The organism is Krasilnikovia sp. M28-CT-15 (assembly GCF_047159595.1).
Taxonomy (GTDB): domain Bacteria; phylum Actinomycetota; class Actinomycetes; order Mycobacteriales; family Micromonosporaceae; genus Actinoplanes.
In genome coordinates this window covers 6769124-6783938 of record NZ_BAAGAK010000001.1, presented here as the reverse complement: position 1 = coordinate 6783938, position 14815 = coordinate 6769124, and the positions used below count along the sequence as shown (strand labels likewise).

At 68.7% G+C, this 14815-nt stretch carries 15 protein-coding genes and 1 pseudogene; 8 read left to right on the top strand and 8 right to left on the bottom strand.

What is annotated here, in order from left to right; translation table 11 throughout:
• Positions 1–323 precede the first annotated feature (323 nt).
• The gene (locus ACMCNO_RS31105) at positions 324–557 is read right to left on the bottom strand and encodes a hypothetical protein (protein ID WP_412752990.1); all 234 of its coding nucleotides are present in this window, start codon (positions 555–557) and stop codon (positions 324–326) included.
• A 52-nt stretch (positions 558–609) separates the two neighbouring features.
• Here ACMCNO_RS31105 and ACMCNO_RS31100 point away from each other — a divergent pair, with 52 nt between their 5' ends.
• On the top strand, positions 610–1140 hold the full coding sequence (locus ACMCNO_RS31100; protein WP_412752989.1) for a tyrosine-type recombinase/integrase: 531 nt from the start codon (positions 610–612) through the stop codon (positions 1138–1140).
• Positions 1141–1298: 158 nt separating this feature from the next.
• Here the strand turns inward: ACMCNO_RS31100 and ACMCNO_RS31095 are convergent, their stop codons facing one another.
• Complete coding sequence (locus ACMCNO_RS31095) at positions 1299–3047, bottom strand: acetyl/propionyl/methylcrotonyl-CoA carboxylase subunit alpha (protein WP_412752988.1); 1749 nt, start codon at positions 3045–3047, stop codon at positions 1299–1301.
• Between the two features lie 67 nt (positions 3048–3114).
• On the opposite strand from ACMCNO_RS31095, the gene ACMCNO_RS31090 reads away from it, so the two are divergent.
• The 3 genes from ACMCNO_RS31090 to ACMCNO_RS31080 all read left to right on the top strand — a co-directional run bounded on the left by ACMCNO_RS31090 (position 3115) and on the right by ACMCNO_RS31080 (position 5652).
• Positions 3115–3852, top strand: coding sequence for a helix-turn-helix transcriptional regulator (locus ACMCNO_RS31090; RefSeq protein ID WP_412752987.1), 738 nt, complete (start codon positions 3115–3117; stop codon positions 3850–3852).
• 84 nt (positions 3853–3936) lie between these two features.
• A complete protein-coding gene (locus tag ACMCNO_RS31085) occupies positions 3937–4893 on the top strand; it encodes an ATP-binding cassette domain-containing protein (protein ID WP_412752986.1) in 957 nt (318 codons plus the stop codon).
• Between the two features lie 3 nt (positions 4894–4896).
• Positions 4897–5652 carry an ABC transporter permease gene (locus tag ACMCNO_RS31080; protein ID WP_412752985.1) on the top strand — a complete coding sequence of 252 codons (756 nt, stop codon included), beginning with the start codon at positions 4897–4899 and terminating at the stop codon, positions 5650–5652.
• A 304-nt stretch (positions 5653–5956) separates the two neighbouring features.
• Here ACMCNO_RS31080 and ACMCNO_RS31075 read toward each other — a convergent pair whose 3' ends face one another.
• On the bottom strand, positions 5957–6613 hold the full coding sequence (locus tag ACMCNO_RS31075) for an O-methyltransferase (RefSeq protein ID WP_412752984.1): 657 nt from the start codon (positions 6611–6613) through the stop codon (positions 5957–5959).
• Between the two features lie 58 nt (positions 6614–6671).
• Positions 6672–7286: a Maf family protein gene (locus ACMCNO_RS31070; RefSeq protein WP_412752983.1), complete on the bottom strand. Its 615-nt coding sequence runs from the start codon at positions 7284–7286 to the stop codon at positions 6672–6674.
• Positions 7287–7529: 243 nt separating this feature from the next.
• On the opposite strand from ACMCNO_RS31070, the gene ACMCNO_RS31065 reads away from it, so the two are divergent.
• The 3 genes from ACMCNO_RS31065 to ACMCNO_RS31055 are packed head-to-tail and all read left to right on the top strand — an operon-like array spanning position 7530 to position 8628.
• Positions 7530–7763, top strand: coding sequence for a hypothetical protein (locus ACMCNO_RS31065; RefSeq protein ID WP_412752982.1), 234 nt, complete (start codon positions 7530–7532; stop codon positions 7761–7763).
• Positions 7760–8374 (top strand): hypothetical protein, encoded by a 615-nt coding sequence (locus ACMCNO_RS31060; RefSeq protein WP_412752981.1) that lies wholly within the window; start codon positions 7760–7762, stop codon positions 8372–8374. Before ACMCNO_RS31065 ends, ACMCNO_RS31060 begins: the two co-directional genes overlap by 4 nt.
• Positions 8371–8628, top strand: coding sequence for a hypothetical protein (locus ACMCNO_RS31055; RefSeq protein ID WP_412752980.1), 258 nt, complete (start codon positions 8371–8373; stop codon positions 8626–8628). Before ACMCNO_RS31060 ends, ACMCNO_RS31055 begins: the two co-directional genes overlap by 4 nt.
• 835 nt (positions 8629–9463) lie before the next feature.
• Here the strand turns inward: ACMCNO_RS31055 and mycP are convergent.
• The 4 genes from mycP to ACMCNO_RS31035 all read right to left on the bottom strand — a co-directional run bounded on the left by mycP (position 9464) and on the right by ACMCNO_RS31035 (position 12772).
• Positions 9464–10549, bottom strand: coding sequence for a type VII secretion-associated serine protease mycosin (gene mycP / locus ACMCNO_RS31050; protein WP_412752979.1), 1086 nt, complete (start codon positions 10547–10549; stop codon positions 9464–9466).
• 29 nt (positions 10550–10578) lie between these two features.
• On the bottom strand, positions 10579–12063 hold the full coding sequence (locus tag ACMCNO_RS31045; protein ID WP_412752978.1) for a hypothetical protein: 1485 nt from the start codon (positions 12061–12063) through the stop codon (positions 10579–10581).
• Positions 12063–12476: a hypothetical protein gene (locus ACMCNO_RS31040; RefSeq protein WP_412752977.1), complete on the bottom strand. Its 414-nt coding sequence runs from the start codon at positions 12474–12476 to the stop codon at positions 12063–12065. The genes ACMCNO_RS31045 and ACMCNO_RS31040 overlap by 1 nt, the downstream gene beginning before the upstream one ends.
• 113 nt (positions 12477–12589) lie before the next feature.
• Entirely contained in the window at positions 12590–12772 is a 183-nt protein-coding gene (locus ACMCNO_RS31035; RefSeq protein WP_412753867.1) for an acyl-CoA carboxylase epsilon subunit, read from the bottom strand.
• A 116-nt stretch (positions 12773–12888) separates the two neighbouring features.
• Here ACMCNO_RS31035 and ACMCNO_RS31030 point away from each other — a divergent pair.
• Positions 12889–13765 (top strand): annotated as a pseudogene (locus ACMCNO_RS31030) (serine/threonine-protein kinase); the annotation flags it as partial.
• Positions 13766–14815 lie beyond the last annotated feature (1050 nt).

Sequence of the window (14815 nt, the reverse complement as noted above, 5' to 3'; positions counted from 1 at the left end):
CGCCACCACTCCCCGCCCTCCCCAAGGGATCCTGGTCGTCTGGGCTTTGCCTTGCCGGGCGGGCGGCTGGCATCCCTTGGACAGGCGGCCGGGATGACCCCGCACGACCTCCACCACGTTCGGGCGGGGGACCGGCCCGTCTGGATCATCCCGGGAGCCTGCCCGTCCGACGAGGACAGGTCTTAGCAGCAGTGCGTGTTGTCGACGTACCCGCCGCACCACGGGTAGGGCTGCACCGCACTGAGCCTCCGCCCGCCGTCCTGGTGCCGCACGGTGAAGGTCGACGGGTGCGCTTCGCTCCTGTACCCGGTCGCCGTCCCGCCCTACCACTGCGCCGACACCGGAACAGTCACGGTCACCGACTCGCCGCCCTGGTCGGTGCTCTGGAACGACGACCTGGTCAGCTTGCTCGGTGGCGGGGCCGTCCGGCCGATCTCGGTCCGCAGCATCTCCCACTGTTTCAGCAGTTCGTCACGCCGGTCCGAGTCGAAAGTCCGGGACAACCCGACCTCATCGGGCGCACCGCCGACCGCCGCGAGGTTGAGATTGAGCTGCAACAGGTGGGCGTCGGCCGCCTCGACCGGCGGCCCCCGCCACTCCGGATAGTCCGTGAGCAGTGTGAGTAGCCCTGGAACCTTGCCCCATCTGCGGGTACGGCTCCGGGGCTATTTGCCGTTCGCGCCTGCCGTAGGGCTGGAACCGCCCGGGTCGCGCCCGTGCCGCCCGCGGCTAAGGGCGCTTGCCCGGATCGGCGCGCCTCCGGCGCGGCCCTGCTGGGCGGCGCGACCGGCCCGCGCCGGCGGGCCGTTTGAGCGAGTTGAGGCGCTGAGAAGCAATCTCTCTCGGCGCTACAAACGACTGATCGACCTGGGCGCCGGATGCGGTATGCGGCAAGGGGAGGTTCTGGGCCTTGCCGTGGACGATATCGATTTCGACAAAGAAATCGTCCGCGTGCGGAGGCAAATCATGATCGTACGTGCGAAGCTGGTTTTCGCGGAGCCTGAAGGCCGCAAGACCCGAGAGGTTCCGCTCCCGCTTCGATCGCCGAACGACTCCGCGAACACATCGCGGAATTTGCGCCAAGATCAATTCCACTGCCGTGGGAAACGCCGACGGGTAAGCCGGTCGCGGCAGACCTGATCCTTTAGGGGTCCATGGCGGGGCCATCAATCGAGGCGACCTCAACAAGAGGTTTGGTGGCCCGCTGCCACCAGGTCCGGTATCCCGCAGGACCGGAAGAACGGTATGCACGCCCCAGTAGGTCCCGTACCGGCGGCCCGCCCCGGCCCTTTGCGCAGCTAGTCGATGGTGCAGATGGTGGTGCCCGCGGTCACCGTGGCGCCCACCTCGATGGACAGCCCCGACACCGTGCCCGAACGGTGCGCCTGCAGCGGCTGTTCCATCTTCATCGCCTCGACCACCACGATCACGTCGCCCTCGGACACGGTGTCGCCGTCCTGCGCCGCCACCTTGACGATCGTGCCCTGCATCGGCGCGGTGAGCGCCGCCGCGCCACCGGCGGCCGGGGCCTGCTGACGGGCGCCGCTGCGGCGGGCAGTCGGACGCGGGGCGCCTGCTGCGGGCGTACCCGAGGAAAGGTTGGCGGGCAGACGGACCTCGAGCCGCTTGCCGCCCACCTCGACCACGACGGTCTCGCGCGGCGCCTCCTCGGCGCCGGGCGCGGCGTGGGCGACCGGCTCGACCCCGCCCGCCCACTCGGTCTCGATCCACCGGGTGTGCACCGTGAACGGTTCGGCCGTGAACGCGTCGTCCCGCACGACCAGCCGGTGGAACGGCAGCACCGTGGCGATGCCCTCGATCACGGTCTCGTCCAGGGCGCGGCGGGCGCGGGCCAGGGCCTCCGCACGGTCCTCGCCCGTCACGATGATCTTGGCGAGCATGGAGTCGAAGTTGCCGCCGATGACCGTGCCCGTCTCGACGCCCGCGTCGACCCGGACCCCCGGGCCGGACGGCCAGGTCAGCGCGGTGACCGTGCCGGGCGCCGGGAGGAAGTTGCGGCCCGCGTCCTCGCCGTTGATCCGGAACTCGATCGAGTGGCCGCGCGGCCGCGGGTCCTCGGTGAAGCGCAGCCGCTGACCCGCCGCGATCCGGAACTGCTCCCGGACCAGGTCGACGCCCGCGGTCTCCTCGCTGACCGGGTGCTCCACCTGCAGCCGCGTGTTGACCTCCAGGAACGAGATGGTCCCGTCCTGGCCGACCAGATACTCCACCGTTCCCGCGCCGTGATACCCGGCCTCGCGGCAGATCGCCTTGGCGCTCGAGTGGATCTGCTCGCGCTGCGCGTCGGACAGGAACGGCGCGGGCGCCTCCTCGACCAGCTTCTGGTGGCGGCGCTGCAGCGAGCAGTCCCGCGTGCCGACGACGATCACGTTGCCGTGCGTGTCCGCCAGCACCTGCGCCTCGACGTGGCGCGGACGGTCCAGGTAGCGCTCGACGAAGCACTCACCGCGCCCGAACGCCGCCACGGCCTCGCGGGTCGCCGACTCGAACAGCCCCGGGATCTCCTCGATCGTGCGGGCGACCTTCAGGCCGCGCCCGCCACCCCCGAACGCCGCCTTGATGGCGACGGGCAGCCCGTGCTCGCGCGCGAACGCCACGATCTCGTCCGCGTCGGCCACCGGGTCCGGCGTGCCCGCGACCAGCGGGGCACCGGCGCGCTGCGCGATGTGCCGGGCGGTGACCTTGTCGCCCAGGTCGCGGATGGCCTGTGGGCTCGGCCCGATCCAGATCAACCCCGCGTCGAGTACGGCCTGCGCGAACTCCGCGTTCTCCGACAGGAAGCCGTAGCCCGGGTGCACCGCGTGGGCGCCGCTGCGCGCCGCGATGTCGAGCAGCTTGTCGATGCGTAGATACGTCTCCGCGGCCGTCGTGCCGTCGAGCGCGTACGCCTCGTCGGCGAGCCGCGCGAACGGCGCGTCCCGGTCGGGGTCGGCGTATCCGGCGACGCTGATGAGGCCCGCGTCCTTGCAGGCCCGGATGACACGGACGGCGATCTCGCCGCGATTCGCGATCAGTACCTTGCGCACGTGGCTGAGCCTAGCGTCCCGACACCGGCCCCGCGCTTCAGTCAAGTTTGGCCATTACGCTGACTTCGTGTCCGCCACCCGCATGATGATCCTCGGCATTGTCCAATGGATGCAGCCGGTGCACGGCTACGACGTGCGGCGTGAGCTGCTGAGCTGGAGCGCCGACAAGTGGGCGAACGTGCAGCCGGGTTCGATCTATCACGCCTTGCGCAAGCTCACCGACGAGGGTCTGCTGCGGTCGGTGGCGACCGAGCAGGTGGGCGCGCGCCCGGCCCGGACCACGTACGAGGTGACCGAGAAGGGCGCGAGCGAGTTCCAGGCGCTGCTGCGCAGCAACTGGTGGCATCTCGCCACCCCGCCGGACCCGTTCCTGGCGGCGTTCTCGTTCCTGCCCGCGCTGCCCCGGGAGGAGGCCGCGGCGGCCCTGCGCAACCGGGCGACCCAGCTGCGGGCCGGGGTGCAGCAGTTGCAGTCCGCGCTGGGATCGGAGTGGGCCGCGCGCAAGCCGGTGTTCGTGGGGTGGATGTGGGAGCTGGCCATGGACCGGTCCGAGGCGGAGATCGCCTGGTGTGAGCGGGTGGCCAAGCGAATCGAACAGGGGGATCCTTACCTGCCGTCCGAGGAGTCTCCGGCGGCCGAGGGGCCGATGCGTGCAGAGCGGCCCTTGCCGGATGAAGGGGTTTCGTCAGTGCCTTTGCCGGCGGGAGGGGCGTCGTCGGGCGGGAGGCCTTTGCCGGCTGGAGGGGCTTCGTTGGGCGGCGATGCCGGGAAACCCGACTGGCCATCGGAGTGGGTCAGCCGCTGACTATTCAAGTTTGACTAGTCGCGACGGCCACCCTACGCTGCCCCGTGGCAGGCGTTCGCCTGCCCCACGACTGGGGGAAGTCAAGTGATCGAGACGCGAGGACTGCGCAAGTCGTTCACGTCCCGGCAGGGACGCGAGAAGAAGATCGTCGAGGCCGTGCGGGGCGTCGACCTGAGCGTGGCCGAAGGGGAGATCTTCGGCTTCCTGGGGCCCAATGGCGCCGGCAAGACCACGACCCTGCGGATGCTCGCCACCCTGATCGAGCCCGATGGCGGTTCCGCCACCATCGCCGGCGCGGACCTGCTCAAGAACCCGGGCGAGGTGCGCCGCCGCATCGGGTACGTGGCCCAGGGCGGCAGCACCTGGGACGACTCCACCGCCCGTGAGGAGCTGGTCCTGCAGGCCCGCCTGTACGGCATCTCCCGTTCCGTCGCGACGGAACGCGCCAACCGGGTCCTCGACGCGTTCCAGCTCAGCGAATACGCCGACCGCAAGTGCAAGACGTACTCCGGTGGCCAGCGCCGCCGGGTCGACATCGCGCTCGGCATCATCCACGAGCCGAAGCTCGTCTTCCTGGACGAGCCCACCACCGGCCTCGACCCGCAGAGCCGCGCCCACATGTGGGACGAGGTCCGGCGCCTGCGCGACGAGGGCATGACGGTGTTCATCACGACGCACTACCTCGACGAGGCCGACGCCCTCTGCGACCGGATCTCCATCATGGACTACGGCCAGATCGTCGCCTCCGGGACGCCCGCCGAACTCAAGCGCGAGATCTCCGGCGACGTGGTCCGGGTCGGCCTGAGCCGCGCCGCGGTGCCCGCCGCCGCCGAGGTGCTCGACGCCGCGCCGTTCGTGAACAAGCTCGAAACCCAGGACGACGCGGTACGCCTCTACGTCGACGAGGGCGCCACGGCGATCCCCCTGGTGCTGCGCGCGCTCGATGGCGCGTCGGTGCCGCTCGGCACGATCGAGCTGCATCGACCCAGCCTCGACGACGTCTTCCTGACCAAGACCGGCCGCTCGCTGCGGGAGGAATGAGCCATGAAGCTGCTTCGTGACACCCTGCTGATCTTCCAGCGCCAGGCCCTGCTGCTGCTGCGGAACCCGGTCTGGATCTTCGTCGGCGTGTTCCAGCCGGTCATGTACCTGCTGTTGTTCGCGCCGCTGCTCAAGCCCGCGCTGCAGGTGCGCACCGACGCCGAGGCGTACGAGATCTTCGTGCCCGGCCTGCTCGTGCTGCTGGCGATCTTCGGCGGGCTGTTCCAGGGCTTCGGGCTCATCGCCGAATTGCGTGCCGGCATCATCGAGCGGTCCCGGGTCACCCCGGTCAGCCGCCTCGCGCTGCTGCTCGGCCGGTCGCTGCGCGACGTCGTCTCGATTATCGCCCAGGCGGTGATCATCACGCTCCTCGCGCTGGTGTTCGACCTTCGGGTGTTCATCGGCAACTTGCTGCTGGCGTACCTGATGCTTGGTCTGATCTCGCTGATGACGTCGGCCGTCAGCTACGGCGTCGCGTTGAAGGTGCGAAGCGAGGACGCCCTGGCGCCGCTGATGAACACCGTGGCCCAGCCGGTCCTGCTGCTCTCCGGCATCCTGCTGCCGCTGACCTTCGCCCCCGGCTGGCTGCAGGGGGTCGCCGACTGGAACCCGTTCTCCTGGGCCGTCGACGGGACCCGGGCGCTGTTCCGCGGCGACCTGGGCTCGGACGCGGTCTGGCAGGGGCTGGTCATCATGGCCGTGCTCGCCGCGGCGGCGGTGGCGTGGGCGGCCCGGATGTTCGCCCGCAGCGTCCGCTGAATCGTGTTGGACGCGGCCCGCGCCGCTGGAGTCCTTCGCGGTGGCCCGTGGCTTCTCGGTCGTTGGAGCTCGTCCCGGTGGCCCGTGGCTTCTCGGTCATTGAGGTTCGTCCCGGGTGGCGCGCGGTTGTTCGGTCGATGAAGGCGTGGGCTCGGGCGGCGTGGTGCGCCGCCGGTGGCGCGCAGCGTTTCGGTCCTTGGAGTCCGTCCTGGCGGCCCGCGGCCTTTCGGTCGCGGGCCGCCGCACGTCAGCGCTCGTCGTGCCGATCGGCGAAAGTTGGTGGCTGCCAGGGGCACCGGGGTGCTCAGGGCAGGCGGCGTGCCATCGTCAGACCGTCGGCGATGGGCAGGATGACCGCCTCCACCCGCTTGTCTGCGATCACCATGTCATTGAACGCGGTGATCGCCCGGTCGTTGGCGCTCTGCGGATCGAGCACCCGCCCCGACCACAAGGTGTTGTCGATGAGCAGGACGCCGCCGGGACGCACCCGCGGCACCAGCTCCCCCCAATACGTCTCGTAACCCTCCTTGTCGGCGTCGATGAACACCAGATCCAGGTGCGGCTCCGCGGGAAGCTCGCTCAGCCGAGCGGACGCCGGCCCGATGCGCAACTCGATCCGGTCGTCGACGCCGGCGCGCTTCCAGTAGCGGCGCGCCACACTCGTGAACTCCTCCGAGATGTCGAAGCAGTTCAGCCGGCCGCCGTCGGCGAGCCCGCGCGCGATCGACAGCGACGACAGGCCCGTGAACGTGCCCACCTCCACCGCCCGGCGCACGCCCATCACCGTCGTCAGCATCCGGAGGAAAGCCGCCTGCTCGGGCGCCACCTGCATGCCCGCGTCGTCGGGCAACGCGGCCCGGGTCTCCGCGATCAGCTCGGCCGTGACCTCATCCGGCGCGGTGCTGTGGTCAAGCAGATAGGCGTGCAGTTCGGCGGTGAGCGGCAGCGGTTTGAACGTCATGCCTACGACCCTAGGCCGTTACGGAAGGCGGCGGGGAGCCTGTGGACAACGACAGTCGTCAGTCCCGCCACAGCTGGGTGATGGAGATACCGAAGCCCGCGAGCAGGCGGCGCAGCAGCGGCAGGGACAGCCCGATCACGTTGCCCGCGTCCCCCTCGATCCGCTCCACGAACGCGCCGCCACGCCCGTCAATCGTGAACGATCCGGCCACGTGCAGCGGCTCCTCAGTCGCCACGTACGCGTCGATCTCGGCGTCGGAGATGTCCGCGAAGTGCACGATCGTCGTGCCGACCTCCTCGCCTTGCTTACCTTCCACGAGGTCGGTCACGTGATGGCCGGTGTACAGAATCCCGGAACGGCCGCGCATCGCGCGCCAGCGCTGCACCGCCTCGTCGGCGTTCGCCGGCTTGCCCAGGATCTGGCCGTCGAAGGCCAGCACCGAGTCGCAGCCGAGGACCAGAGTGCCCGGGTCGCTGGGCAGGCGGGCGGCGACCGTACGGGCCTTCAGGCGGGCCAGGGTCAGGCTGAGCGTGTGCGCATCCTCCGCCTCGACGATCGATTCATCGACGCCGCTGATGAGGATGTCGGCGTCGATACCGGCGGCCTTGAGCAGGGCACGGCGGGCAGGGCTCGCGGAGGCGAGCACCAGACGGTACGAGATGTCGGTCTGCACGCCGCAACGCTACAAGGGCTCAGGGCAGGGTCGTCTGAGGACTCGGCGCGCCCCCACAGCCTTCACTCATGCGCATACCATTCCGGCAGAACCTGATCCGAGAGGGCGACAAATGACCGAATTCGATGATTTCCGGATACGTGATGCCCGGAGACTCGTCGAGAACCTCGAGGATGCGCTGGCGCATACTCTGCCAGGTCAACCTGTGCCGGGCCTTGATGCCATCGAGGGTGCGGACGCGAGGTGACCGTCGATGTCGGCACGGCAGCTGCTACGGGCGACCCGTTGAGCGCACAAGAGGCCACCAATGATCTATCGACGCTGCTCGGCAGGTTCGCCTCGAACATCGTCAACTACATGGCCAGCCTCGGAAACCGGCTGGCCGATGTACTCAGTCTGATCGGCGAGGTCGCGAATGATCACAGCGACGACAGTGCCTTTTCCGGAGGGCACTGGCCGCAGGCGGTGACCTCATGATTGCCCGGCTGCTTCTCAGCTGTCTGGCTGCCTTTACCGCGGCGACCGCGGCTGGTTGTGCTGGACCCGACGTCCCCGACGTACGCACTGACCTGCCTTCGTCCGGGCCGAGCCGTCCGGGCCCGCTGCCCTCGGCGGTGACCCGGCCGGTGCCACCAGCGACCCACAAGTGGGCGACCAAGGGCCTGTCGTGTCCACAGTTGACCGATCCGGCGGTCGGGGCGCTCGGGATCAACGGTGCCGGCAAGGTTACCGATTCGACCGATGTCAAGACCGTTGGTAACAGCATCGACTGTCAATGGGGCCCAGGTGACGGCACAGCATCGACGATCAGCCTGCACCTCAGCACCTCAACATTGCAGGCCGCGGCCGACGCCCAATGGCAGATCCTCAGCGCAACCCTCCCCACGCCACTGAACGGGGTCGGTGAGCAGGCGTACATCTCGGCTGACACCGGCTCCGACTCGATGCGGATTGCCGTGCGTTCCGGGAATGTCAACCTCGACATCCAGCTAGCAGCCAGGAAGGGTGATGCCAAGAGCAAGCGCGCTCTGCGGGACGCGGCAGCGACGATCGCCACGGAAATGCTCGGCTCACTGGTTCCGGCATGACCCTATCCCGACCACCACGCCGGATCATCGCGGAGGACGTCCTCGCCGGGCGGGCGAACGTCGATGCATACCCGTTCCGCTACATGTATCTCTCGGTCCCGACGCCGATCCGGCCGGGCTCCGGCCGGGCCGAGTTTGATGCTCGGGTCGACGTTGTCCTTGCGGCCGTTGAGATGCTGGAAGCGCGCGGCTGGGAACTGGTCAACCTCGAGGAACTCGGACAGATTGCATTCATGCGCAGAGTCGAACGTTGAGCATCGAAGCCTGGCAGGGTGACTTGTTGGGTGTCGGCCGCGTTCCCAGCACGGTGAGCGCGGAGCCTTGGTGGCGGCGGGTGACCAAGACGTACGAGAAGACCGACGCAGAGCAGAAAAACGGTATCAGGAATCGACTACCGACCGGGGCCCAGTCGATGCCCCAAACGGTTGGCTGTGGTCTACGGCTGGCACGCGATTGGTGAATGCCTGGCTCTCGCTAGGACTGTCGCGTGGACAAGCCGAGCGCCGGCGTTCGCCTGAGTGAGCGAGGACTCAACGCAGCCGAATGTCTCGGTGCAGCGATGACTTAGTTGGACCGGTTTCGCCGCTGGCGAAGTATGAGGAAGGCTGCCAGCCCGCCAAGGATGGCCAGGGTGGCGGCACCCCCGAACAGGAGTGACGAGCTCCCCTTGACCGTGTCGCGGAGGCCGCCGCGCTCCTCGTAGCAGATGGTGAAGAGTCGGCCGGAGGCGTGTCTGCGACGGTTGATGGGCTGGCGCTCGGCTGGTCCGTTGTGGCTGACGCACCCACCGACAATGCCGCGACGATGTCCACGACGCTGGTCGCGGACCTTATCTGCGTGCGCCGGGCCTGCGAAGGTGGCGGTGCTGATTCCGGCAAGCACTGCCGCGATGGCCGCGAAGAGGGGCCTGGTCATCTGGCTCCGCCGATGGCACGTTGGTCCTGCGACCTGGCCTGTGTTCGACGGGTGCCCACCCACGCCAGCACTGTCAGCCGTGGACCGGATCTGCGGTGCTCGTGCGGGTTGGTCGCCTGAGCGAACGAGCACTGGCGGTTCGCGATTGTTCGGTGCGCGGCATGACCTTGTGGATTAGTTTCGCCGCCGGCGGAGTATGAGAAAGGCTGCTAGTCCGCCAAGGACGGCCAGCATGGCAGCAATTCCGAAGAGGAGCGACGATCTTCCGCTCGATTGTGTTGCGGATGCCGCCGCACTGTCTCCGGACGGCGAATAGTTTGCCTGGGGAATGCTATCAGCGGGTGACGGGCTGGCGCTCGGCTGGTCTGTCGCGACGGGCGCATCCGTCGATAGTGCCGCCACGAGATCAATGACGCCGTGCCCATATTCTGGATCGACGCCGGGTGCGCCTTTGTCGATGGCGGTGGACTCTAGACGGGCCACAACTTCGCGTGCGCTAAGCGCGGGGTATTTGCTGCGGATGAGTGCAGCTGCTCCAGACACGATCGCCGCGGCGTCCGAGGTGCCAGTCCCGGCCGCATACTGATTGTGCACGCTTGTGCTCATGATGTCCGTACCCGGCGCCATTAGGTCGAGCGCGGCGCCGCTCGCTGAGACCGAGGCCCGCTTTCCGTCGCGATCTACTGCCCCCACTGCTACAACACTGGGAACGAATGCTGGGGATGTGATTCCGTGAGACTCAGGCAGGTTTCCCGCCGAGGCAACGACCACGACGTTTGCCTTCTCGGCGGCTTCCAATGCGGAGAAAAGGTCGGGAGTGGCGCCTCCGCCGAGCGAGATATTGATGACGTCGGCGCCGTGTGTCACTGCCCATGAGATAGCTGGACCAAGGCCGCGACCAGTCTTGCCTGTCGTAAGAACTCTAACCGGGAGGATTTTGGAATCAGGTGCGATGCCGAGGGCCCCAGATTCGCCTTTTCCGTGAGCGGCGATGTCGCCAGCCATCGCTGTTCCATGCCCGTTCGTATCGGTCTGGCCGGACCCACTCGAATCGGTGAAATCCTTGCCGGCAAGGACACTCCCCGACAAGTCGCGATGGTTGCTGACACCTGAATCGATCACCGCGACGGTGACGCCACGCCCAGTACTGATGGAATGAACGTCCGCGATGTTCAGAGACTTGAGGTGCCATTGCCTATCACGAATATCGTCTGCGAATGCTGGACTGCCCACGGTGACGATGCTGATAGCTGCCAGCATGGCGGCGATAGATGCGAATAGCCGACGGATCATTCTTTGAAGCCGATAACAGGGCCCGGGTTTATTGGTCCCGGGTCCTCCTGGGGCATTACCACAGGATCAACACCCTCATTGGTCGCCCAGGGGTTGTCCGGGTCCCAATGAGCCGCGTTTGTGGATTCCGACCGGTCGCGGCGCGAGCTGCGGGATTGGCCGAATGTGGCTCCGGCCTGTCCGCCCGATCCCTGCCGTACCGTTGCTGCGCGGCCTGTGCCCGATCGGGTCCCCGCATTCGACTGCGGATTGATGACCCCTCCAACCGGGTTGACTCGGCCTGGCCCTGCACCCGCCCGAGTCTGACCGGGGCCGCTGGCGGGCAACTGTCCGATGACTCCACTGCCGGGTGTTGACCCGATCACGCCGCCGGACGGCATCGAGGGGAGTCGGCCGATTTGTGCGCCAAAACCAGGCTTGAGCGCGCCCCCGGGAATAGGAGCCTTACCCTGCATGGCCGCGAGTGAGCCGCCGGGCGAGGGCACGCCCAGCGGGGGAGTGACCCCGGGAGGCAGGTAGCCGGGGAATCCGGACGTGCCAGGCGGCAATGTATTTGTGGCACCGATCGTCAACCCAGGAGCGACCGGCGAGCTAACAGGTGGGGGTGCCACAAGTTGAGTACCCGACAGTATTGGGCCTCCCACCGGATTGGTCGCGAGCGCCGGATTGGTCGCTAGCGCCGGATTGATCGTTGGTCCGCTCGGCTGGCCCGACGTCACTAGCGGCGTGGTCGCCACGTGAGGACTTTGAACGACGTGCGTTGGAGGTGGTGCAGGGACTGGAATCAAGGGGGGTAGTGGGGTGTCAGACCCTGTTCTTTTCTCTGGACCCTCACCCTGGCGTTTTGGGGTGGTGTCAACCTCGTATGGCTTTGGCTGCTGAAGCTGTGCTTGCGCGCTGATCACGGTGTTGCTTAGCGCGTACATGACACTTCGCGCCTGGTTGTTCAGCTGTTCCTGGTGCTCGGTGGACACCGGCGGCGTGGTGGGTACGGGAGACGCCTGCGGGCTGGGCGACGGCGAGGGCGTCGGGCTTGAGGACGGCTTCGCCGCAGCGGCCGCGGCGTCCCGGTCTGCCTGCCATTTGGTGATGCTGGCCTGGTTGGCCATGTATTCCTTGTACAGCGGCTCGATCTTGGCGCGCGCCGTGCTCAGTTCAAGGGCGACTGACGCGAAGGTCGTGTAGTTGGCCGATGCGGCGGCGTGGGTCTCAGTGAGGTGCACGATGAGCTCGTCCAGCCGGGCGATGTACGCGGCCGACGCCGGGCTCTTCTCCGGCGGCCATGCGTCTGCGAGGTTGTCCCGGTACCGCCGAACGCGGCTGAGATGCTCATCGGTCAATTCGGAGGCGCGCCGCCAGCCCTGGACCACCTCGTAATGCGGCTTGGTGTCCTGGTCGGCGATCGCCTCCCACATCCGCTTAACGTCGTACCCGAACCAGTCCGTGCCGCCGTATCCGCCGCCACCGTCAGCGATCAACATCAGGGCAACACCGTCCCGTACTCGGTCTGCGGCGCGGTCGCGGCGGCGTCGAAGGCCTTGTCCACGTCGTTGACTCGGGCGCGGGAGAAGGCGTCCGAACCGCGGTACTCGTGGCTGATGGTCTTGGCTGCGTCGGCGAACCGACCGGTGCCGTCGCGGAAGTTGTACGTGTTGGAGTACGTCACGCTCTGCACTTCGTGGTGGCGCGTGAGGAACGCCTGGAGTTCAGGGAGGTGTGGAGCGCTCGGCAGCGGGGTGAGCATCGAGTTGGTGACGAGGTCGAGGTGGGGGCCGTAGCCCGAGTCGACCTCCTTGGCCAGGCCGGCGGCGAAGTCCTCCATCGCCTGGATGTCGGCCTCGATGGCGCCGTAGTCGGCCAGCCAGGCTGGCGGCCGGTCCTCTTCCGGAATCATGAATCAGCCCTCCCCCGAGTGCGAGATCTCTCGGAAGAGTAGTCCCTGACACGACGTCGTGGGGGGCTGGACCAGACGCTGTGGACAATCGCCTGGGGCCGGACCGATCCCCACTAACGAGGCAAACCGGAATCCCGCCACGATCCGGTCCCGCTGACCGGCCTGGCACTGCGTACCCAGGCGCTCACGGGCGCCCGTCGTGTCGGAGCAGCTGGCGCTGCTGCCCGGCTGACCAGGGCGCCGACGAGCGCGGCGACCTCCTCGGCGGTCGGCGTGCCACGGACGACGCTGAACATGGTTTCAGGGTCCATCGACGCAGCTTACGACGGCGGTGCGCGCGGACGGTGACACACGTCCCACAGACTGCTGATCAATTAGCTGCGGCTCGACAGGACCGGGTATTTTCTGCGTGATGTCTTCTTCTCCCCCGCTCATGGTCGCTGACCGTTATCGGCTCGTCGCGCCACTCGGTCAGGGCGGGATGGGTCGTGTCTGGCGCGCGGTCGACATCGTGCTCCACCGTGACGTCGCCATCAAGGAACTGGTGCCGCCTCCCGGCCTGACGGTCGACGAGCGGCGGGAGATGAGGGAGAGGTCGCTGCGCGAGGCCCGGGCCATCGCCCGGCTCAACAACATCAACGTGGTTCGCGTCTTCGACGTGCTGCGTACGGATGCCGATCCGTGGATCGTCATGGAGTACGTGCCCTCGCGTTCCTTGCAGGACATCCTCGCCAGCGACGGCCCGTTCCCGGCGGTACGCGCGGCCGAGATGGGCCTCGGCATGCTCAACGCGCTGCGTGCGGCCCACCGTGCCGGCGTGGTGCACCGTGACGTCAAGCCGGGCAACGTGCTGCTCGGCGAGGACGGCCGTGTGGTGCTGACCGACTTCGGCCTGGCCACGGTCCCCGGCGACCCGAACGTGACCCGGACGGGCCTGGTCCTTGGCTCGCCCGCGTACATCGCACCGGAGCGTGCCCGTGACGGCACGGCCGGGCCGGCCGCGGACCTGTGGTCGCTTGGCGCAACGCTCTATGCCGCGGTCGAGGGGCAGTCGCCGTTCGGGCGGGCGTCGGCCATAGCCACCTTGGCGGCCCTGGCCACGGAGAATCCGCCACCCGCCCGCAACGCTGGCCCGCTCAAACCGGTCCTCAACGGCCTGCTGCGCAAGGATCCGACGCACCGGATCAACGCGGACGAGGCGGAGCGGCTGCTCCTGCGCGCTACGGGCCGCCGGTCGAAGCTGGCGTTCCCGATGAGCCCGACCATGCGGCGGCCGGGTGCTGGCCGCGACCGCTCCGCTGCCCCGTTCGGCCCGCCGGTAGTGCCGGGCAGCGGCTTCACTGCCACGGGCTCGGCGCCGGTCGTGCCCGGTCCGCGGCCACCGGTCTCCCCGGCCCGCCCGCCCGTTTCACCAGCGCGCCCTCCGGTGTCGCCTGGGCGGGCTCCGGTTTCCCCGGCGGTGCCACCGGTGTCACCCGGCCGTCCGCCGGTGTCTCCGGGCCGCGCCCCGGTCACGCCGGCTGCTGACGGGCGCCCGGTCTTCACGCCAGGCAAGGCCACGGTCGGGCGTCGGCAGATGCCCGATACGCCTACCCGAGTCGACCAGCCCAAGGTGGCGGGTCCTCGCCTCGACGCCACGCGGGTGGACACCCCACCGGTCCGCGACGGGGGGCGCCCGAGCCGGACACCAAGCGGTACGGCAACACCGCCGCCCCCGCCTGCGGGCACTGCGCCGCCTGCGCCCGCGGGCACCGCGGCGCCCACGTCAGGTCCGGCTGCGGGCGAGACCATGCGCGGCTCACGTTCCGGCGCCGCTCTCACGGCAGACCAGGTCGCGGCTCACCGTCGGCAGCCTGCCGCCCGCATAGAGGTGCCCGCCCCGCCTCGGCCGGGTAGTGAGGCCGCAAATCCCGCCGCGTCTCGGCCAGGTGACGAGGTCGATGTGGTGCCATCGACGGACCGGCGCGAGCGGGACCAGGAGGCGGTCGAGCGCGAGACCGCGGTGCCGCAGGTCAATGCCGGTGCGCCGGCTTCGGCCGCAGAGCGCGAGAACACCCCTGGCAAGGGTCGGACCAAGCCCTCCATTCGCCAGCCGGCGACATCGGCGGCTTCGGACTCAGCCGATGCGAACGGCGCAACGGCCGATGCGAACGACGCAACGGCCGATGCGATCGGCGCAACGGCCGAGGCGAACCGCGCTAATGCGGCTGTGGCGAGCGATGCGGCGGCGAGCGATGCGGCGGCCGAAGGGAAGCGAGCGAACGGCGAGGGCGCCGGAACCCAGGCCCGGAAGGCCGCGGCACAGGTAGCGCAGACCCCCCGCAAGTCAGACTCCGGCA